At 44.6% G+C, this 18,711-nt stretch carries 20 protein-coding genes; 4 read left to right on the forward strand and 16 right to left on the reverse strand.

The features are described from left to right. Positions 1-63: 63 nt before the first annotated feature. The 3 genes from NSQ20_RS22405 to NSQ20_RS22415 form a co-directional block, all read right to left on the reverse strand. Positions 64-438 carry a DUF3397 domain-containing protein gene (locus NSQ20_RS22405; RefSeq protein WP_036674826.1) on the reverse strand — a complete coding sequence of 125 codons (375 nt, stop codon included), beginning with the start codon at positions 436-438 and terminating at the stop codon, positions 64-66. Next, positions 438-1,397, reverse strand: coding sequence for a 2-dehydropantoate 2-reductase (locus tag NSQ20_RS22410; protein WP_076328094.1), 960 nt, complete (start codon positions 1,395-1,397; stop codon positions 438-440). The genes NSQ20_RS22405 and NSQ20_RS22410 overlap by 1 nt, the downstream gene beginning before the upstream one ends. Before the next feature lie 151 nt (positions 1,398-1,548). Next, the gene (locus NSQ20_RS22415) at positions 1,549-2,199 is read right to left on the reverse strand and encodes an RsfA family transcriptional regulator (protein ID WP_076211575.1); all 651 of its coding nucleotides are present in this window, start codon (positions 2,197-2,199) and stop codon (positions 1,549-1,551) included. Positions 2,200-2,514: 315 nt separating this feature from the next. On the opposite strand from NSQ20_RS22415, the gene NSQ20_RS22420 reads away from it, so the two are divergent. Both NSQ20_RS22420 and NSQ20_RS22425 read left to right on the forward strand, forming a co-directional pair. Then, complete coding sequence (locus NSQ20_RS22420) at positions 2,515-2,751, forward strand: DUF2626 domain-containing protein (protein ID WP_017687281.1); 237 nt, start codon at positions 2,515-2,517, stop codon at positions 2,749-2,751. Positions 2,752-2,935: 184 nt separating this feature from the next. Continuing rightward, the gene (locus NSQ20_RS22425) at positions 2,936-4,015 is read left to right on the forward strand and encodes a hypothetical protein (RefSeq protein ID WP_340030903.1); all 1,080 of its coding nucleotides are present in this window, start codon (positions 2,936-2,938) and stop codon (positions 4,013-4,015) included. 23 nt (positions 4,016-4,038) lie between these two features. On the opposite strand, the gene NSQ20_RS22430 is transcribed toward NSQ20_RS22425, so the two are convergent. After that, on the reverse strand, positions 4,039-5,310 hold the full coding sequence (locus tag NSQ20_RS22430) for an extracellular solute-binding protein (RefSeq protein WP_340030904.1): 1,272 nt from the start codon (positions 5,308-5,310) through the stop codon (positions 4,039-4,041). A gap of 222 nt (positions 5,311-5,532) precedes the next feature. After that, on the reverse strand, positions 5,533-6,867 hold the full coding sequence (locus NSQ20_RS22435) for a PhoH family protein (RefSeq protein WP_024628438.1): 1,335 nt from the start codon (positions 6,865-6,867) through the stop codon (positions 5,533-5,535). A gap of 152 nt (positions 6,868-7,019) precedes the next feature. Here NSQ20_RS22435 and NSQ20_RS22440 point away from each other — a divergent pair, with 152 nt between their 5' ends. Further along, positions 7,020-7,715 (forward strand): YhcN/YlaJ family sporulation lipoprotein, encoded by a 696-nt coding sequence (locus tag NSQ20_RS22440; protein ID WP_340030905.1) that lies wholly within the window; start codon positions 7,020-7,022, stop codon positions 7,713-7,715. 7 nt (positions 7,716-7,722) lie between these two features. Here NSQ20_RS22440 and NSQ20_RS22445 read toward each other — a convergent pair whose 3' ends face one another. The 6 genes from NSQ20_RS22445 to NSQ20_RS22470 all read right to left on the reverse strand — a co-directional run bounded on the left by NSQ20_RS22445 (position 7,723) and on the right by NSQ20_RS22470 (position 13,494). Then, positions 7,723-8,175 (reverse strand): pyridoxamine 5'-phosphate oxidase family protein, encoded by a 453-nt coding sequence (locus NSQ20_RS22445; protein WP_047843763.1) that lies wholly within the window; start codon positions 8,173-8,175, stop codon positions 7,723-7,725. A 98-nt stretch (positions 8,176-8,273) separates the two neighbouring features. Further along, positions 8,274-9,335 carry an LCP family protein gene (locus NSQ20_RS22450; RefSeq protein WP_340030906.1) on the reverse strand — a complete coding sequence of 354 codons (1,062 nt, stop codon included), beginning with the start codon at positions 9,333-9,335 and terminating at the stop codon, positions 8,274-8,276. A gap of 90 nt (positions 9,336-9,425) precedes the next feature. Next, positions 9,426-9,722: a YlaH-like family protein gene (locus NSQ20_RS22455; protein WP_047843765.1), complete on the reverse strand. Its 297-nt coding sequence runs from the start codon at positions 9,720-9,722 to the stop codon at positions 9,426-9,428. Between the two features lie 298 nt (positions 9,723-10,020). Continuing rightward, positions 10,021-11,865, reverse strand: a complete 1,845-nt coding sequence (typA, locus tag NSQ20_RS22460) for a translational GTPase TypA (protein ID WP_036614992.1) — start codon at positions 11,863-11,865, stop codon at positions 10,021-10,023. A 177-nt stretch (positions 11,866-12,042) separates the two neighbouring features. Continuing rightward, entirely contained in the window at positions 12,043-12,537 is a 495-nt protein-coding gene (locus NSQ20_RS22465; RefSeq protein WP_036614997.1) for a hypothetical protein, read from the reverse strand. Between the two features lie 297 nt (positions 12,538-12,834). Next, on the reverse strand, positions 12,835-13,494 hold the full coding sequence (locus NSQ20_RS22470) for a TerC family protein (RefSeq protein WP_047843767.1): 660 nt from the start codon (positions 13,492-13,494) through the stop codon (positions 12,835-12,837). Positions 13,495-13,581: 87 nt separating this feature from the next. Between NSQ20_RS22470 and NSQ20_RS22475 the strand changes: the two genes are divergently transcribed. After that, positions 13,582-14,292 (forward strand): TerC family protein, encoded by a 711-nt coding sequence (locus NSQ20_RS22475; RefSeq protein ID WP_047843768.1) that lies wholly within the window; start codon positions 13,582-13,584, stop codon positions 14,290-14,292. A 121-nt stretch (positions 14,293-14,413) separates the two neighbouring features. Here the strand turns inward: NSQ20_RS22475 and thiI are convergent, their stop codons facing one another. The 5 genes from thiI to NSQ20_RS22500 form a co-directional block, all read right to left on the reverse strand. Beyond that, positions 14,414-15,655 (reverse strand): tRNA uracil 4-sulfurtransferase ThiI, encoded by a 1,242-nt coding sequence (thiI, locus tag NSQ20_RS22480; protein ID WP_036615288.1) that lies wholly within the window; start codon positions 15,653-15,655, stop codon positions 14,414-14,416. A gap of 5 nt (positions 15,656-15,660) precedes the next feature. Continuing rightward, complete coding sequence (locus NSQ20_RS22485) at positions 15,661-16,809, reverse strand: cysteine desulfurase family protein (protein WP_076318864.1); 1,149 nt, start codon at positions 16,807-16,809, stop codon at positions 15,661-15,663. Between the two features lie 172 nt (positions 16,810-16,981). Further along, the gene (locus NSQ20_RS22490; RefSeq protein WP_047843770.1) at positions 16,982-17,734 is read right to left on the reverse strand and encodes a lytic transglycosylase domain-containing protein; all 753 of its coding nucleotides are present in this window, start codon (positions 17,732-17,734) and stop codon (positions 16,982-16,984) included. Positions 17,735-17,924: 190 nt separating this feature from the next. After that, a complete protein-coding gene (locus tag NSQ20_RS22495) occupies positions 17,925-18,266 on the reverse strand; it encodes a hypothetical protein (protein ID WP_235193989.1) in 342 nt (113 codons plus the stop codon). Between the two features lie 107 nt (positions 18,267-18,373). Beyond that, positions 18,374-18,592, reverse strand: a complete 219-nt coding sequence (locus tag NSQ20_RS22500) for a DUF1540 domain-containing protein (protein WP_074095869.1) — start codon at positions 18,590-18,592, stop codon at positions 18,374-18,376. Positions 18,593-18,711 lie beyond the last annotated feature (119 nt).

An 18,711-nucleotide genomic window follows, 5' to 3' on the forward strand; every position in this document is an offset into this window, starting at 1 on the left:
TAATGTTTTTTTCAGTTTTCGACAAAATCGACACATTTTTTGCCTCTTTTGCGTTATGTAACCTTACATCAGTTGCATGAAGTATCTAAATAATCCAAATAAAGTAAACAAAACATACCCGAAACTCATGATAACGAAAGACATGCGCCATACGGCCCGGAACATTCTACCCCTATCGACCTTCCCTTTTAGTCGATTTTGCGCACCCCCGATGAATCCAAGTGCTACTAGTATGAGTATTAATGTCAGATAAAAACCAAAATTCGAATCAAATGTTAAGTTGAATAACGCTGAAACTGAAAATACAAGAAAAAAAGTGGTTACATCCATTGCCATTCGCAATGCTTTACGTTTGTCTTTTTTCCATACGTACATGCCCCAATAGACAAGAAAGAACGGAAAAAAGGGCAATATGCTCAACACAATAAAAAGTCCCATTAATTCACTCCTTCCGGTTGCATTCCTTCAATCAGATGAAGCAGTATTTCATGTGTAGGTGCAAAAAGGTCCAACTTCTGTGCCATCTTTACAATATGACCGTTAATTGACCTCACTTCTGTACCACGTCCAGCGAGAACATCTGCAAGCATGGAGGAAGTATTCGTGGCAGTAGAACGACAAACCGATATCAGTTGATCCCACATATCCTGATCCAAACATATTCCACTTGCAGAGTAGATTAACAATACTTCATCATATAACTGGCGCATTAGCCTCTTTCGTTCTTCCTTGACGATCAATTCTCCATTAGGGATTCGCCATAGTGCCGTGAGCGGGTTAATGACTGAATTAATCAATAGTTTCCTGTATATCAGCTTATCGATTTCATTCGACACTGTACAGTCAAATCCTGCCTGCTGCAACGATCCCGACAGAGTAAATGTTCTCTGCTCCTCTATAGAGGTAGAAGCTCCTATATGTATGTTGTACCTCCCCAGCCTAGTTTCACCTGTACCTGCACGAGTCACCTGACTTTGTGTTCGCTTCGCACCTTCTGTTGTAACCGCACTACACAGAAGCGACTTTGGCAAAGCTGCTTGAAGTTTTGTAAGATGGCCCATCCCATTCTGAAAACAAGCGACATTCAGCACATGATCTTGTAATGGACTAATCTCATCAATGAAATCATCAATGCTTGTCTGCTTAACCATGAGCAGTAACCATTCTCCTTGTGTGTTCTTCCATGTGTCAGTCAGCTTACTTATTGGTTTCGCCTGTATTTGATCCGGTAGAATATGTATCTCCTCGTCTTGTTCCACAATGGTTACTCCATTATGGCTGAGGAGGTCTGCCTGAGCTGTTGTTCTGGTCCAAAATCTGACCTGGTTACCTGACGCCAGCAGTTTCCCGCCATACAAAAGACCAAGTGCCCCCGCTCCTACGATGTCAATGATCATATGATGCACTCCTCTCCGCTTCAGTAGTTTCTCCTTCTATTATCTATAATAGAACAAAAACACCAAACTAAAAACCCGTCATACCTGCCGTTGTGTAACGGAGGTGTGGCGGGTTCATACCTGACTTTCACAAATCAAACGTCTGAATTTGTTATTCAATTCGTTCCAGATTCCCGTTGGCATCCATCTTGAAACGTGTCTTAAGTTCCTCTTCTTCTTCGGACAAAAATGCGAGTCTGCGAGCCCGATCCATAATCTGAATCAAAGCTTTGTAGTCGTCATTCACCACACGGTAATCCGTCTGTACTTCATTCACTTCCTTGGAGAGACGGTCATTCTCAAGACGTAGTTCAAGCAATTCATCTTCTTTCTCCCGAAGCTCCTTCTCCAGCATCTTGAGTTGACGATTACTCTCCTGCACCGTTCCCTTCCATTGTCGCAGGAAGCGGATTACTGCATCCATCGATAATGAATCGTCTGAGATCCCATCTGATTTGTACAGATGTTCTTCAGTGTCCAGTGTAGACAGTGCTGCAACCTGCGGTCCGAGCATAGCTGGTTGCTTTCTGAGATAACTTCGTTTTTGTCGTTGTGCCTTGGCGTTACTGATGGCAGAATCATACTTTTTACGTACACAACTGTTCCAGCGAAAACCGCATGCGGCAGATGTTCTGCCTATTTTTTCGCCCACCTCTTCAAAAGCGGCCAATTGTGTACTGCCTTCCCGAATATGACGCAAAGTAACCTCAGCCAATATCAAATCGTCCTCTGTACTCCAAGCATCCTGTCTCACTGCAGTCATGCTATAATACCCTCCTAACAACATCCTAAAATAACCGTCCGCATTACCGGAAGCCCGGTATGTGAATTAGGTATAAAAGCTGCTTCATTCATTCTTATGCCTCTCATAGAGTTCATAGAATTGATTTCATACTAAAATGTATTTCCACATTCAGGCTTGCTCATACGTGACATACGTAAAACATATCCCTCTATACTTACTTTGAGCAAAAAAAAGAATTCGCTTTCATATCCAAATTTGTTTACACGTTTTTCCTTTCCCGGTATAATGTTGTGTAGACAATCTATGAACGTACTTAGGAGAGGAGGATTTACCGTGGCACGCATGTTTCGGGTACTCGGGTTCTTCACGCTTGCAATTGGCCTGATGGCTTTTGCGGGAGATCTGGTCGAAATGGCTTTGCTTTTTTTCCTGCAGACTGCGTTTTTTGTCATTTTGGGATACTTGAAATTTACCGAGCGAACGTACATATTGCTCTTCTGGGGTTATATGATCGTAACATTCACGGGTTTCAGCTACTGGACCGTATTCGAAATGGGTTTGCCGCTCTAATCCACCTGCAGCATCAAAGTGATCCGATATCTGTCGGGTTGCTTTTTTGTTGTGTTCAGATTAAATGAATGTTCATGGTGTTATGTAACCACTAAGGATATTTCACGTATTTGTTTCATATATTGTCTGGAAGACAACAAGCCTGTACGTTTGTCATTTAAGAAGTGGAAAGGAGAATGGATCGGTGAAACGTCAACACGGCATTTCCGCCTTTATATTATGCATCATTTTATTCCTCCAGCTACCTTTAGCCTATGCCTATGGAGAGTCTTCACCTGAGGATACACGTGAGATATTACAAAAAAGTCTATCCATCGTTGAAATCGATCATGAAATCGAACGCATCACCGAAAGGCAGAAGCAGCTGGGTCAACAACACGAGACATTATCCGTCCAGCTGCAGGAACAGGAAGAGCAGATACATATTCAGCAAGATCGGGCCGGAGCTGTAGTGAGGTCCTACTACACAGGAGAACGCGACAGCCTCCTCATGACGGTCCTGGGAGCCAGATCATTCAAAGACCTGTTTGTACTGTATGATTATTACCAGATTATTATCGGACGGGATCAGGCTGTGCTGGACAAGTATCAGGACCGTTATCACAATCTGCAACAGACTTCCACTCAGATTCGTCAGACTACAACAGAATTAACCGAAATGAAGACTAATCTTCAAAACCAGCGGGAACGTGTAGTCGCCTTGCAAAAAGAAGTGGATGCCCAAATAGCCACCAGCGGAGATGCGGCAGCGATTCAGAAACTGATGGATGAATTAACCCTTTATTGGGAGAATATCGGCATCTATGAGGTGAAACGATATTTCAAAGCATTGGCATCTGCCATGCAGAACCTGCCCGATTTTATCCAAAAACAAAACGGAGGTATATCCACGACTGGAACAACGTATACGATTCGAATTGGGCAGGATGAGCTTAATGCATTTCTTCGTTCCCAAAATTCAATCTTTGAAGACTTTGCCTTTCAGTTTAATCAGGATAAGATTATAGCTTCCGGTCAGCGGGATCAGTTGCAATTAAGCATAGAAGGACATTATACGGTAGAAAATGAACCGCAAAACTCCATTCGTTTTCATGTGGACAAACTTGTATTCAACCAGCTTGAATTACCAGACACCACTCGCCGAATGCTTGAAAAAGAATTTGACCTTGGGTTCTATCCACAGAAAATCCTCTCGTTTGTGAAAGCAACCGATGTTTCGACAAGTGAAGGCATACTGGAAGTAAAACTAGCTATATCCTTTTAAAGAGGTTGAACACGAACTTAACGTTAATTCGTCGTTCTAATACTGTCTACGTATTGATTCGCTGTAATTTCACCCTTTAAAAATTGTTGTACTTTTTTATGAAAACGAGTTATTAGAGCATGACTTTCGGTCGTGGCAGCAGGGACATCTTGGGTGGTCGGGAACCAGGATTGTCCCTTTGTCATGTCATAACGTCCAACGAGTTTCTCAGACTCCAAATCCAGCTCCTGTTGCTTTGCGGGCAACCGGTTAACCTGTTGGTACCATTTCAGCTGTGTCGTAGCGGACGTCATTCCTTCAATCCATCTACTGGCCTCCTCAGCCTCAACCGAACCCGCAGTAATAACAAGGCTTCTGGAGTTTAAGGTTTCCAAGGTTTCGAAAAAAATCCGCTCCAAAGAATCTTTATCAACTGCACTCGCTTGATCCGCACTTAATAATTGAGATAACAACGATATAACCATCGGTGTGCCGTTCTGGTCAGCAGTTGGAGAGAACTCTGAATTGGTAGACTCCAGCTTAATAAGGGGCTGAATCTGATTCATCAACTGAATCCCCTGCTGAAGATTCCCCGTTTGCGAATCTATCTGTGTTCGTTTAACTTGGTCTGGTGCCATTTTCGGTTCCAAATGATTCAGCCACGCATTTGTCCCGTACATATCATTGATGTTCATTGTAATTAAAGGGGTGCCTTCCGCAACGGCTTGTTGAGTAAGTTTGACCCACTGATCTTTATTGCGAGGTAATGACTCCAGACCAGCTCTCTTCAGAAATGAAGATTGGGCAGCCAGAATGTACGGATCAAAATCAAAAGGCATTCCCCACTGATAACCATTCCACTCTGTCATTCCCCGTAACCCAACTACCGTATCTCCTAGCGACTTCGATAATGTGGTTCCGTTTAACGGATACAGGTACCCTTTTTGGGCATAATATTGCACTTCCTCACTATCAAGCAGAACAACATCACCGTTCTCTCCTAGTGAAAATTCAAGATCCAAAACATGCTTATATGTATCCGGCTTCTCATTCCGAAGATTAATCTCTACCAGCTGGGAGGCAGCAACTTCTTTGGCTATCTTTTGAAAGGCTTGAAACTCTTCATCCGACATGGCCACTACAATCTCCAGCGGAGCTTGAGCATCTTCATTACGGGACGAAGACCCAGGAAAAGCATCCTTCTCCTGATCGCGTTCCTGATTGAGCTGGGAACCTCTAAAGTCAAAACTCGGTGACAAGATCGTTAACGAAAGCAGCAATACCGCGAATAAAACAACCTGATGTCTACGCTTCATTAACTTCCCTCCCTGTTCACCTAGTTTTTTCCTGCAGCAATTATTGTAACAAATAAGTAGTACTCTTGTCCTACCCTGCCGAAAAACACTTTTTCGGATTTTTGCATAATAAGAGCATATCGAGTTCTGTGTAATAACGCTTACTTATTTTTTCAGCAAAAAAGCCGGCTCCAGGAGCCGGCTTCAATAACAACATTTTCCGGGAAATAAATCCCCTAAATTTTACAATAAATCAGCTGCAAGCTGTGCCAGCTTGGACCGTTCTCCTTTTTCGAGCATGATGTGTCCGCTGATTCCCTCTTGTTTGAACCGTTCCACGATATACGTCAGACCATTACTGGCAGAATCAAGATACGGATGGTCTATCTGTTCGGGGTCTCCCATCAAAATAATCTTACTGCCTTCACCGACCCTTGATACAATGGTCTTCACTTCGTGGCGTGACAGATTCTGGGCTTCATCAATAATGATAAACTGTCCAGGTATCGATCTTCCACGAATATACGTTAAGGCCTCCACCTGAATACTGCCAAGCCCCATTAGGATTTTATCGATATCTCCGGCTTTTTTGGTGTCAAACAAAAACTCCAGATTATCATATATTGGCTGCATCCATGGACGAAGTTTTTCTTCCTTCTCACCAGGCAAATAACCGATATCTTTCCCCATTGGAACGACAGGGCGAGCGATCAACAGTTTTTTGTACTTATGATCATCCTCTACCTTAAGCAGACCTGCTGCAAGTGCCAGCAAGGTTTTTCCTGTTCCGGCTTTACCGGTGATAGTAACAAGCGGGATGTCATCATTTAAAAGCAGTTCCAGTGCCATGCGTTGTTGTGCGTTACGTGCACTAATACCCCAGACATTATCATTACTGAGGAAAAGCGGCTCCAGCTTTGTTCCCTCTGTGTTCACTTTAAGCAAAGCCGATTTATTGGTTCCCATCTCATCCTTGAGAATGACAAATTCATTCGGATACAACGAATATGACAACTGCAATGGTTTGATTGGTAAAAAACGATATGTGTAAAACTCATCAATCACTGACGGATGAACTTTTAGGGCCGTATAACCTGGATATAACTCACTGAGTCCTGCCGTCCGATCTGATAAGTAATCCTGTGTGAACAGACCAAGTACATCCGCTTTGATACGCACAAGTACATCTTTACTGACAAGCACGACCTGACGTTCAACTACTTCCTTTTCATTCTCCTCAATCTGATAATTCAGTGCGACAGCCAAAATGCGATTATCGTTGGACACTTCACCAAACATTTCCTGAACTTTCACGAAACTCCGATGATTCAGCTCTACTTTCAGGTTACCTCCATTAGCCAAAGGTACCCCACTGTGCAAGTGACCCAGCTCTCGTAATCCATCTAACAGTCTGGATACATTACGGGCATTACGCCCAATTTCATCGGCATTTCTTTTTTTGGAGTCGATCTCCTCCAGTACAACCGCGGGAATGATTACCTCATGTTCCTCAAAGGCAAATATGGCATTGGGGTCATGCAGAAGCACGTTGGTATCCAATACAAAAATCTTTTTCATTCAATCCCCTCCAAAGCGGCGTCGTTAAAGGCATGAATAGTGTGATCTTTCAGCAGCGGCATGGACAATCATGATCCCATACATAAATGTATTCGACTAGGGCAAAATAATTGTCAACCATTCTGAAAAACTCCAAGAAAGGATGAACATTTATGAAAATATGGGTTTGCACGCTGCTTCTGATCTTTATACTTACAGGTTGCAACAGTTCCACACGCAGCGCTTCGCCGAATCAAGGTACACATGCGAAAGGTTACGGAGGAAATGTACCAACTCAGCAAGATCAAGGGAAAGGATCTCACATGCTCAATGCACAGGAAGATCGGATGAATCCTTCACGTTTGGACCGTCTCAATGAGAATACAGGTGAAGTCCATGATACCAACATTGCGGATGATGCAAAGAGTGGCCGGATGCCAAATGAAAAACGAATCAATCACCTTAAAGTTCTTGCCAAGCAAGTAGAAGGTGTTGAAGATGCGAACTGCGTCATACTCGGTAATACAGCCGTAGTTGGCATCGATGTTGATGGTGAACTGGAACGTGCTCGGGTGGGTACCATTAAGTACGCTGTTGCCGAAGCACTTCGCAAAGACCCCGAAGGTATAGATTCCATCGTTACTGCTGATGCAGATGTCACTGAACGAATTAAAGAGATTGGTGAACATATTCGTCAAGGGCACCCAATTTCCGGTTTTGCTTCAGAACTCGCTGACATGGTGGGACGAATTATCCCTCAACTCCCGAAAGACGTCAAAGTCCGTCAAAATCCGGATGAACCCATGAATCAAAAACAACAAATGCAGCAGCTGCATTCATCGGACAAAAGACAACAAAAAGCCCAGTGATCTCTCACTAGGCTTTTTTCATGGCAGCAAAAACCTGCTCATCTAATTTCTCAGCAGCACGCTGATCATATATTTTGACATATTGAGGCACAGAGGACAATTGAGCGCCGTAAAACAGAGCATTCCTCACCGCTTCAATTGTAATGTCGAAACAGCACATATTAAATGGAACGTCCAGCAGCGGATCTTGTCGTACCGCAGCACGTCCGTTCACTGCGTACACCGTCTCTTCTCCAAAAACAGTTACCGTAATGAGCGGATTAGTAATCATGTTATTCACTAAACGTGAACGATGATCAATTGCTATACGAAAAGTAGAAGCATTCTCCGCATAAATCCAGGAGATGGCTGTTGAAGTCGGACCTCCGGATTCTACATCCACTGTGCTCAGAAGCACAAAGGTCTCATTCTTGAATTGCTGTAAAAGAGATTCAGTTAATTGTGTGACGGCTTCGGACATTCAACCAGCCCCCTAACCTTCTTTATGCAATTCTTGTACTTGGTTTATGTTATTATAGCATACCGATTAACGTGCTTCCAATCCCAAAAGAATGAAGGTTATTCGCCTGAAGGTGAAGCCGTTACTTTACCTGAAAGTGTATCTTGTAAAGCCTGCTTGGCATTGGCGAGTTCCGTCTCATTAATATACACATATGGACTTCTCCACTCACCGGTAACCGGAGTATAATGCACATCCGAAGTGGAAATGTTCCAATACGTCGAGATAAAGTTTTTCATTTGTTCCGATTCCACATCTGTCGTCATATTCTTGTCAACTGCACCAATTACTTTGCTGATCTTTGTAATGCCCCCAAGAGATTTCATCTGATCCAGCATGGAGTTCAGCACTTGGTTTTGACGTTTGTTACGATCAAAGTCGTTGGATTCATCAGTCTTCGGATTACAATTGGATTTGCGGTAACGAACAAAATCTAGTGCTGCTTTACCATCGAGATGTTGTACGCCTGCGACCAGATTGATATCTGTACCATCGGCTGTATCTCTATAACACATATTTTTATCCACAGTCACATCCACGCCACCTACGGCATTGACAGCATCACGGAATGCCTGGAAATTCAGGACGGTTGTATAATTAATATCTACATCCAAATACTTGCCCATCATTTCTTTCATCTGATCCTCTGCATTTTTGCCAGTGGTTTTTTCCTGTGCTTTGAATCTTGGATAATAGGAATTCAGCTTGTTGGATTTGTACCCATCCAATTGAATACGCGTGTCTCGAGGCAAAGATACAATGGTTGCCGTCTTGGTCTTCGGATTCAACGAAGCCACCATAACAACATCCGAGAGATATGTGCCAGTTTCAGGACGGTTATCTGTGCCTAATAACAGCATCGTGATCGGTTTGGTTGTGGCTGACATCCCGGGAGGTACCGGTTTATCGATGCCTGTATCCACGACTTGATTGTATACCCAGTACGCATATCCACCGCCTACCACAATGGCAATAACCAATAGACTTAAAAGGATTCTGCCAAAAGCATTCATTCTCTTTTTCTTCTTAGGCTGCTTGCCCTTGCCATTCTTCGATCCAGAAGCACCCGATTGCGTTGGTGCCTGTCTCCGTGGAGGCAGTCCGTTCGAATTTGAGTTCATATCTTCAACACCTTTATCACATCTGTTTTTGTCTAAATAAAAGACAACCGCTTTCCCTAAGGAAAACGGATGGTCTGTACAAGACAGGATTTATGAGTTTCGAGCGGCAGCTTCCGCTTTTTTCTTTTGACGACCTTCAATAAAATAACGCACTCTCACTAATAACATCAAACCAACCGCGACCAACAAACATTGAATGATGGGCAGCTTGTCGATCTGAAAAATAAGAAGCATGAATGTGCCCATCGCCATCAAAATATAGAGAACGATTTCCTTACCAAGTGGCAATTTCTGACGTACCCGAAACACCTTGTTATATACGTAAGTAATCAATACAAAGATGACGATGTAGGCTACGATCGGGTTTGACGCGAACCATGCTTGCATGCACAGCCAGCTCCTTTCGTGTTCATGCTAGGATAAGTTAACTGATTGATGGAATTCCCTTTAGCAACTTAGAGAGCCAGTACTTGCATCGTGACCGTTTCGGTCTCAGCTCGTTCTTCTGATCGCTGTTATCCCCAGATTTTTTTGATCCATTTTTCAATGGTAAAATCCGGGGATAAAGGCGAGCGCTTCGCTTCTTCAGAATCGATTCTGATCCCTACACTACTTTAGCTGTACAACCCTCTCGTTACTTGCCGGGCCCATCAAATGCTAACTTATATAGTTTATTTTGTTGTTATTAGGCTTTAGAAGCCATTTTGCGTTGTTTTTCTGCACGCTCACGCTCGGATTTGTTCAGGATCTTTTTACGAAGACGAATAGATTTTGGTGTAATCTCACAATATTCATCTTCATTCAGATATTCAAGCGCCTGTTCCAACGAGAAGATAATCGGAGTTTTAATTTTAACCGTATCATCTTTACCAGAAGAACGAACGTTAGTCAGTTGTTTTTCTTTGCAGATGTTAACAACGATATCATTGTCACGTGTATGTTCACCAACAATCATACCTTCGTAGATTTCAGTACCCGGCTCCAAGAAGAGCGTACCGCGATCCTCAACGCCCATCATGCCATAGAACGTAGATGTACCCGTTTCAGTTGAGATCAACACGCCTTGGTGACGTCCACCCACTTGACCGGATACTACTGGAGCGTAGCTGTCAAATGCATGGTTCATTACACCGTAACCACGAGTCAATGTCAGGAAGTTGGTGCTATATCCGATCAAACCACGTGCTGGAATCAGGAACTCCAGACGAACTTGACCACTACCTGTGTTAACCATGTTAACCATCTCTGCTTTACGTGCGCCCAGGCTCTCCATTACGGAACCCATGCTCTCTTCAGGGATATCAATCAACAAGCGCTCAACAGGTTCCATTTTCTTACCGTCAACTTCTCTTACGATAACTTCTGGTTTGGATACTTGAAGCTCATATCCTTCACGACGCATATTTTCAATCAGGATACCCAAGTGAAGCTCACCACGTCCGGAAACGATAAATGCATCAGGGCTATCCGTTTCGTCAACACGAAGGGAAACATCTGTTTCCAACTCTTTCAACAAACGCTCACGAAGTTTACGGGAAGTTACCCATTTACCTTCACGACCTGCGAATGGACTGTTGTTCACGAGGAACGTCATTTGCAGTGTTGGCTCATCAATTTTCAGAACTGGCAAAGCTTCCGGGTTGTTAGGGTCGGCAATGGTTTCACCAATGTTGATGTCCTTGATCCCTGCAATGGCAACGATGTCACCTGCTCCTGCTTCTTCCGTCTCAATACGTTTGAGACCTTGGAAACCGAACAGTTTCTCGATACGTGCAGTTTTACTCTTACCATCACGCATAATAACCGTTACCGATTGTCCTTGACGGATCACACCGCGGTTAACACGACCAATGGCAATACGGCCAAGGTATTCATTGTAGTCCATCAAAGTAACGAGGAATTGAAGTGGTTCTTCAACATTTTCGGTAGGGTGTGGGATATGACTAACGATGGTATTGTAGATCGCCATCATGTTGTCATCTTGTTTGGCAGGATCATTATCCATGCTGGATGTTCCGTTCAATGCGGAAGCATATACAACAGGGAATTCGAGTTGTTGGTCGTTGGCACCCAGTTCAATGAACAGGTCCAATACTTCATCAATAACCTCAGTCGGACGAGCCGCTGGACGGTCAATTTTGTTTACAACAACGATTGGTGTCAGGTTATGCTCAAGTGCTTTACGAAGTACAAACTTCGTTTGTGGCATACAGCCTTCATAAGCATCAACAACGAGCAATACACCGTCAACCATTTTCATGATACGTTCAACTTCACCACCGAAGTCGGCGTGTCCTGGTGTATCCACAATATTAATCAGGTAATCTTTATAAGTTATAGCCGTGTTTTTGGCCAAAATCGTAATACCGCGTTCACGCTCCAAATCGTTGGAGTCCATTACGCGCTCCTGTACCGTTTCGTGATCTCGGTAAGTACCGGATTGCTGGAGCAACTTGTCAACGAGTGTTGTTTTTCCGTGGTCGACGTGGGCAATAATCGCAATATTGCGAATGTGTTCTCTTGAATGCATGTTTTGTATCCATATCCTTTCCAATTTCAAATCATATCTACTTAAACTTCCCGCAATTTCGCAGGTTACTCACAAAATAAGCGTCGGTGATATCCCGACGCATGTCTATATCCCTTATATTATAGTTTATTATAGGTAAAAATCAAGATATTTCGCACGAAAAGACCACTGGGAATGTTACCAGCCTCTCCCTTGACGTCCTCGTCCAAGTAATAACCAGACTCCACCCAAGATCAAAAGGACAGCAAGTACATAGATTATTCCCGTTTGCAGCAAGGTAAATCCGAATAATATGATGGACACCGCACCAAGGATCAAAGCTGCAGGTAACACATATTCCGGTCTTCGCCGTTCAGCCATTCCATATTCGAGTAACCCTATGGCGATCCCAAGCAAGAATGCTGGCCACAGCCTGCTCATAAGTCCAGCGCCCCAGGTATTCGTTATACTAAATAAAACACCATACACCGTTAGTATGCCGGCAGGAACGAGTGACCACGATGGTGAAATACGCGCATAATATAACGCATGAAGGGCGATGCCTGGCAGCAGGATCAGCAAAGGCCAGAAATTACGGCCAATAAATCCAAACACACCAAACTTGCCAAGCAGAATAATAATTCCCGCAGCTGCAATAAATAGTCCAATCGCTTTTTCATTTCTCATCCTCATCTAAAATCACCTCTTATACTATGGCTATGTACTTTATTTCTTCATAAACGATACGCATTCCATGCTGACTGTTGATAATCAAACCTTTAATCATGCTTCTAGTGTATCCGATGTTTCGGCAAAAAACTATACTTTATGTCGCACTTTGCGTGCGTCCTTTACCTGTATTACCCTAAAATGTGCAACTTATGACCAGCCCAATGATTGTTGTATTGACAAGCGTATTATCTCACCACAAAACCGCCTAAACCGGACGGTTCAGACGGTCATCTGTTTAAGCTTTTATCCAAAATTAAACTATGCGTTCTTCCGCACAAATTTATGTGCGCCTCCAATCGCAACCACAAGACAAGCCATGGCTACGGGTAGCAGCGTATGCACCTCTGATGCCATACCTCCCAGCCATTCTCCTAACTTGGGGTCTTTCATCACCATCTCACCTGCTGTGAAGGCCAGGATGCCTGATCCGACGAATACAAGAATCGGAAATCGCTTCAACAAACCAACAATTAAGCCGCTCCCCCATACGACGATGGGGATACTGATTGCAATACCAATGACGATCAGAGCCAAATCTCCATCTGCCAAAGCCGCTATGGCCAAAACATTATCCAAGCTCATTACAAAATCGGCAATCAGAATGGTTTGAATGGCTTTCCAGGTCGTAGAAGCTTCTCGAATATGTACTTCATCCTCATTTTGAAGCAGCAGCTTTACTGCAATCCAGAGTAGCAACAGCCCACCTGCCGCTTGGATAAAGGGAATCCCCAGCAATAATACCGCTACAAAGGTTAACACACAACGCAGCAGCACCGCGCCAAAAGCTCCCCACCATACCGCTTTTTTGCGTTGTATTGGTGGCAGATCCTTGCTGGCAAGCGCAATAACAACCGCATTATCTCCACTTAATACCAGATTGATCATTAAAATTTCAGTTAACAGCCATAGTGTATCCATGTCCTCATCCCCCCACATTAACTTGTATGTCGGAGTTGTCCATGCTATTCTTAATGATTGAACCGTATATAAGGAGTGACATATATCATGGAGCTATTTAGTCCCACATTCTGGCTGGCTTTGCTGAACGTTGTCTTTATTGATCTAATTCTGGCTGGGGATAATGCCATCGTCATTGGTCTCGCAGCTCGAAACTTGCACCCTTCCGTGCAGAAAAAGGCGATTCTATATGGAACTGGCGGCGCACTTTTGATTCGAATTTTAGCAACAGTTGTTGTTTTATGGTTGCTTAAAGTTCCGTGGCTCTTGCTTGTGGGAGGCATACTTCTGATCTGGATTGCCTATAAATTATTGGCGGATCAGGGAGATGAACACAATGATGTCCAGGCGGGAACTTCATTGTGGACCGCTATTCGTACCATCGTGATCGCGGATGCAGCCATGGGATTAGATAACGTGATTGCAGTTGCTGGAGCAGCGCAGCAGCATCTCGTGCTTGTCATCCTTGGACTCCTGATTAGTGTACCTATTATCGTCTGGGGCAGTACCCTGTTTATCAAGCTAATTAATCACTTTCCTTGGATTATCTATGTCGGAGCCATTGTTCTCGGGTATACGGCTTCCAATATGATCACTGAGGAACAGCGACTCTTGCCTTACTTTACGGAACATCCGGCATTGCGCATTCTCTTTATCGTTGTGGTTATTGCAGGTGTAGTCTTTGCAGGTTATCGCAAACGCTCCAGCAGTTCCAGCCACAAGGGATCTGGTGGGGAACAGCAGCGCTCCTATTCGTAGGCTAATTAAACTAACAATTTCATCTGAATACAGCAAAGGACTGAACGATATTTCATCGGACAGTCCTTTTTTGCAGTTAACATAGCCCTTATTATGTCAGCCATGCTAATTTTTATTGAGTTTAGAACCAGTCATCCTTCATGCCATTGTCTCCTGTTGGATTCGTTACCACAGAAGTTTCACCGGCGTGCAGTGTGATCGTTTCAGTTTGTTCCACCGCCTGATCCACCCATTCTGACAGATGGCTCATTGTTGATTCTATTTTATCCACAATTCGAAGATTTGGATTGGTTGAAGGTGACTTTGGCACAAAGAGAGTACAGCAATCCTCATATGGCAAAATAGATATGTCATACGTTCCGATCTGTTTGGACAGAGTAATGATCTCCTGTTTATCCATCATAACCAGTGGTCGCAAAAGTGGCAGATCCGTCGCACGACCAATGACATTCATACTCGGAAGAGTCTGACTCGCTACTTGGCCTAGGCTATCCCCGGTGATCAGTGCGAGTGCCCGCTCACGCTCGGCAAGTTTGGATGCAATTCGCAGCATTGAACGTCGCATCAGCGTAATAATCAGATTATCCTGACCCAGCTGGGTAAATGCCGTTTGGATCTCCGTAAATGGAACCAGATGCAGCTTGATTGTTCCCGCATGATCAGCAAGGGCACGTGCCAAATCAATGACTTTCTCTTTGGCGCGCTCGCTTGTGAACGGGTAACTGTAAAAATGTACACATTCCACTTCCAGTCCACGGCGCATGGAAGACCAGGCTGCCACCGGGCTGTCTATTCCACCTGATAGCAGTACCATTGCTTTGCCATTCGTACCCAGTGGAAAGCCGCCTACTGCCGGAATGGTTTCGTTGAAAATATAGGTACCCTGATCCCGAATTTCCACTCGCAGTTCAATATCAGGTTGACGAACATCAACACTTAATTGCTGAAACTTCCGAAGAATCGGGGAACCGACCAAATGGTTCATTTCATGGGAAGAGTTCGGGAACTCCTTCCATACCCGCCTTACATTTACCTTGAATGTGGTGCCTTCTTTGAATTCGTCTTCCCTTTCGTCCATAAACGCAACTGCGGTTTTCACAATCTCATCAAGCTCAGATGGAGTAACTTTAACCGGACTAATCGACATCACACCAAATACCCGCTTCAGCACCTTAATCAGTTCAGTATGTGATTCACCGCCAAGATCCACATAGACACGGCCATATTCTTTGCGAAGGCTCGCTCCTGGATAAGGTTTAAGCAAAGCTTTCACCTGTGTAATGATCGTTTTCTCAAATCGGGCACGATTTTTCCCTTTTAACATAAACTCTCCGAAACGGAGAAGCAGCATATCATATTTCATATCCATTACATCCGCCTTTCGAGGGGCCGCAACTGCGCCACCATCTGATGTAAAGCCTGTTCAAGCAAGGCTACATCTTCTTCTGTATGTTCATCTCCAAGACTAATACGCAATCCGCCAACAGCACAAGCTGCATCTCTGCCCATCGCAAGTAGAGCCCGACTCGGTTCAGCCGAACGCGAAGAACAGGCAGATTGGGTCGATATGGTTACGCCAAGTTGCTCCAAGGTGTGCAGCGCCACTTCTGCCTTCATCCCGGGATAGGAGAAGTGTACAATATGAGGTGCACCCTCTGGGCGACTGTTCAATTCAAATTCAGGAATGGCACGTATCGTTTCCATCAATCGATCACGGAGCACCGTTGTACGCCGGGCAAAATCAACCTGATCTTCTGCTGCCATTCGCATAGCCTTTGCCATGCCTACCAGCAAGGCCACGTTTTCTGTGCCTGCTCTTAGGCCTTGCTCCTGTGATCCTCCTGACAATAGTGGCGTAAGCTCCACTCCACTTCGAACATACAGGAGACCTGCTCCCTTCGGTCCACGAATCTTGTGAGCAGACAGACTGTACAGATCTGCACCCCAAGCGGCAGGTGTCGCCTCCATTTTCCCAAAACCCTGAACACCATCCACATGGAAAAGCACCCGTGGTGCTTTCTTTTTGAGCTGTTTGCCAATCTCTGCAATCGGATGGATGGCTCCTGTTTCATTGTTTACATGCATCAGACTTACAAGCACCGTGTCGGGCCTGATCGCGTCTACGACCTGCTGAGCGTTCACTACTCCATCGGAATTCACAGGAACTAATGTCACATTCCATCCCCACTGCTGCAATTGCATAACACTTTCATACACCGAGGCATGCTCGGTAGCCGTAGTGATGATATGTCTGCCTCGTGACTGATAACGTAATGCCGCACCTTTTATCGCAAGATTGTTACTCTCGGTGGCACCGGAAGTAAATACAATCTCTTCAGGCTTAACGCCGATTGCAGCAGCGCATCCAGATCGAGCACGACGCAGCAACTGATCGGCACGCTCTCCATACCCATGGATGGAGGACGGATTACCGAATTGTGTCTCCATAATTTCGGCCATCGTACGAATCACATCAGGATGGGGAGGTGTGGTTGCAGCATAATCAAAATATTTCAAATGAGGTTAGACCTCCCTTATCTCTTCGTTCTTGAACCTACAGTGAGCATTGTAACACGATACCCATACAACACAAAAAGACCAACCGGGAACAGGCGTTTCAAGCGCTTCTGCTCCCACATTTGATCTCATCCTGTCTACCATGTGTTTTCACAACTGTCTATCTGTGAGTTTAGATCACATATTTCGACTGTGCCTTCTCCACCTTGGAGATATAATTCTGAGTTTCGGAAGGCAAACGGTTAAGTACACTCATCAGTTCGCTATCACTCGACACGCCCAGACGTGAAACACGCCCTGGCCCTGCATTATATGCAGCAAGTGCCATCTTCACTTCTCCACCGAAACGCTGGAGCTGAAGGGAAAGATACCTCGTACCCGCATCAATGTTCTGGGCAGGGTCAAATGAATTACTCACACCCAGCCCTGCAGCCGTGCCATCCATTAATTGCATGAGCCCTTTGGCACCGGCAGAGGACACCACATTTGGGTTAAAATTGGACTCTGTGTCAATGACGGCCTTGATCAATGATTCAGGAACACCGTATTTGGCACTTGCCTCGGCAATCAAAGATTCATAATCCGTAGGTACAGATGCACCTGAATCCACGATTCCTGTATTGGATGAAGATAATAAAGACTCAACGATGTTATTGGAGACAGAGGACGATCCTGCCGTATTTATATCTGGATTGTACGTGCTTCCGAGTTGCAGCCACAACAGACCATCACTGGATCTTTTGGAGACCGTAGCGGTAGAATCTGTATTGCTCGTCGAATTGGCACCCGTACCTAACAGCCCGTCCATCACATTGGCGAAATCCACTGTTGAACCAGCATCCGATTGTGATCCACTGGTTTGGTTATTCACATTGGACAATTGCAGTTCCAACAACTGCCGCGATCCGCTTGGATCAATCTGCATGAGTTATACCCACTCCCGTATAATTAAGCGTATTATGACCTTATTCTACATCGTTTTACAGCAAGGTTCCATTGTTTTCAAAAAAATATATGAATCTCTCCACATAACCTGCGCATATACGAAAAAAACCTTCTGTAATTCACCGCATTTGGGTGAGAACAGAAGGCTTTTGAATGAATCATTTTACACGTTAACGAGCGAATGGAATCATGAAAAAATAACTCAGCGTAGCTACAACACCCAGTCCAATGGACCAGGCTCCCGCTGTCTTACGACCATTCACATAGGCATAGTAACCCAGTACGGCTGCGGCCGGTCCAAGTACGATTGACCACATAAACAAAGACGCGATCCCGAAGGCAAGTCCCATGTAACCCGCAACCTTGCCTGTTGATTCCATGACCCGGTCTGCCTCATGCTTCTCAGGTACAGGCTCTGCCCGTTCGGTACCTCCAGTTCTTACGACAGTCGGAGGAGCGACCTCTGCCCCGTATTCTTCCCGATGTGCTTTTCTGGGATAATCGACGCGCATACGCTGTTTTTCACCGTCAACATTGATTTTAGGGCGATCCTGCAAATTAAACTTATTATCGTCATTTTTCATTGGGAAGCACCTCCGTTATGAATAGGGATGACTGCTCACTTGGGTTTGAACGTGTGACAGCATGTTGCAGAGGATGTGCGTGCATGATCATGGTGATCGGAGTCAAATGTCTCACCGGCAAATTCCTCATGCAGACGACGGGTGGCATGTTGGTCGATGTCAATCATGATGGCATCAGCGTGGCAGAAGTTGTTCTCCCCCCAAAAGTTGCAGTTGGAGACGCTGCATTTGACAATTGGTTTGTCTTGGCTCATTTTTTATCACCTCGACTACTATTGTCTCCCCGCCACAAACCTGATATTCCCCGTCAAAATGCCAGATGATGACATGATCACACCTCGTCTGATTCTCACTAAAAACACAAAAAAACCGC

Origin of the sequence: Paenibacillus sp. FSL K6-1122, from assembly GCF_037977015.1 — a bacterium.
Taxonomy (GTDB): Bacteria; Bacillota; Bacilli; order Paenibacillales; family Paenibacillaceae; genus Paenibacillus; species Paenibacillus amylolyticus.

What these genes read in the sequence shown, in the direction of transcription:
- NSQ20_RS22470 (WP_047843767.1), bottom strand. Translation starts at nt 13,494, where the DNA reads ATGGATACACTATGGCTGTTAACTGAAATTTTAATGATCAATCTGGTA.
- NSQ20_RS22435 (WP_024628438.1), bottom strand. Translation starts at nt 6,867, where the DNA reads ATGAAAAAGATTTTTGTATTGGATACCAACGTGCTTCTGCATGACCCC.
- NSQ20_RS22450 (WP_340030906.1), bottom strand. Translation starts at nt 9,335, where the DNA reads ATGAACTCAAATTCGAACGGACTGCCTCCACGGAGACAGGCACCAACG.
- NSQ20_RS22445 (WP_047843763.1), bottom strand. Translation starts at nt 8,175, where the DNA reads ATGTCCGAAGCCGTCACACAATTAACTGAATCTCTTTTACAGCAATTC.
- NSQ20_RS22490 (WP_047843770.1), bottom strand. Translation starts at nt 17,734, where the DNA reads ATGCAGATTGATCCAAGCGGATCGCGGCAGTTGTTGGAACTGCAATTG.
- NSQ20_RS22415 (WP_076211575.1), bottom strand. Translation starts at nt 2,199, where the DNA reads ATGACTGCAGTGAGACAGGATGCTTGGAGTACAGAGGACGATTTGATA.
- NSQ20_RS22405 (WP_036674826.1), bottom strand. Translation starts at nt 438, where the DNA reads ATGGGACTTTTTATTGTGTTGAGCATATTGCCCTTTTTTCCGTTCTTT.
- NSQ20_RS22430 (WP_340030904.1), bottom strand. Translation starts at nt 5,310, where the DNA reads ATGAAGCGTAGACATCAGGTTGTTTTATTCGCGGTATTGCTGCTTTCG.
- NSQ20_RS22455 (WP_047843765.1), bottom strand. Translation starts at nt 9,722, where the DNA reads ATGCAAGCATGGTTCGCGTCAAACCCGATCGTAGCCTACATCGTCATC.
- NSQ20_RS22500 (WP_074095869.1), bottom strand. Translation starts at nt 18,592, where the DNA reads ATGAGCCAAGACAAACCAATTGTCAAATGCAGCGTCTCCAACTGCAAC.
- NSQ20_RS22495 (WP_235193989.1), bottom strand. Translation starts at nt 18,266, where the DNA reads ATGCGCGTCGATTATCCCAGAAAAGCACATCGGGAAGAATACGGGGCA.
- NSQ20_RS22475 (WP_047843768.1), top strand. Translation starts at nt 13,582, where the DNA reads ATGGAGCTATTTAGTCCCACATTCTGGCTGGCTTTGCTGAACGTTGTC.
- NSQ20_RS22410 (WP_076328094.1), bottom strand. Translation starts at nt 1,397, where the DNA reads ATGATCATTGACATCGTAGGAGCGGGGGCACTTGGTCTTTTGTATGGC.
- NSQ20_RS22440 (WP_340030905.1), top strand. Translation starts at nt 7,020, where the DNA reads ATGAAAATATGGGTTTGCACGCTGCTTCTGATCTTTATACTTACAGGT.
- NSQ20_RS22465 (WP_036614997.1), bottom strand. Translation starts at nt 12,537, where the DNA reads ATGAGGATGAGAAATGAAAAAGCGATTGGACTATTTATTGCAGCTGCG.
- typA (WP_036614992.1), bottom strand. Translation starts at nt 11,865, where the DNA reads ATGCATTCAAGAGAACACATTCGCAATATTGCGATTATTGCCCACGTC.
- thiI (WP_036615288.1), bottom strand. Translation starts at nt 15,655, where the DNA reads ATGAAATATGATATGCTGCTTCTCCGTTTCGGAGAGTTTATGTTAAAA.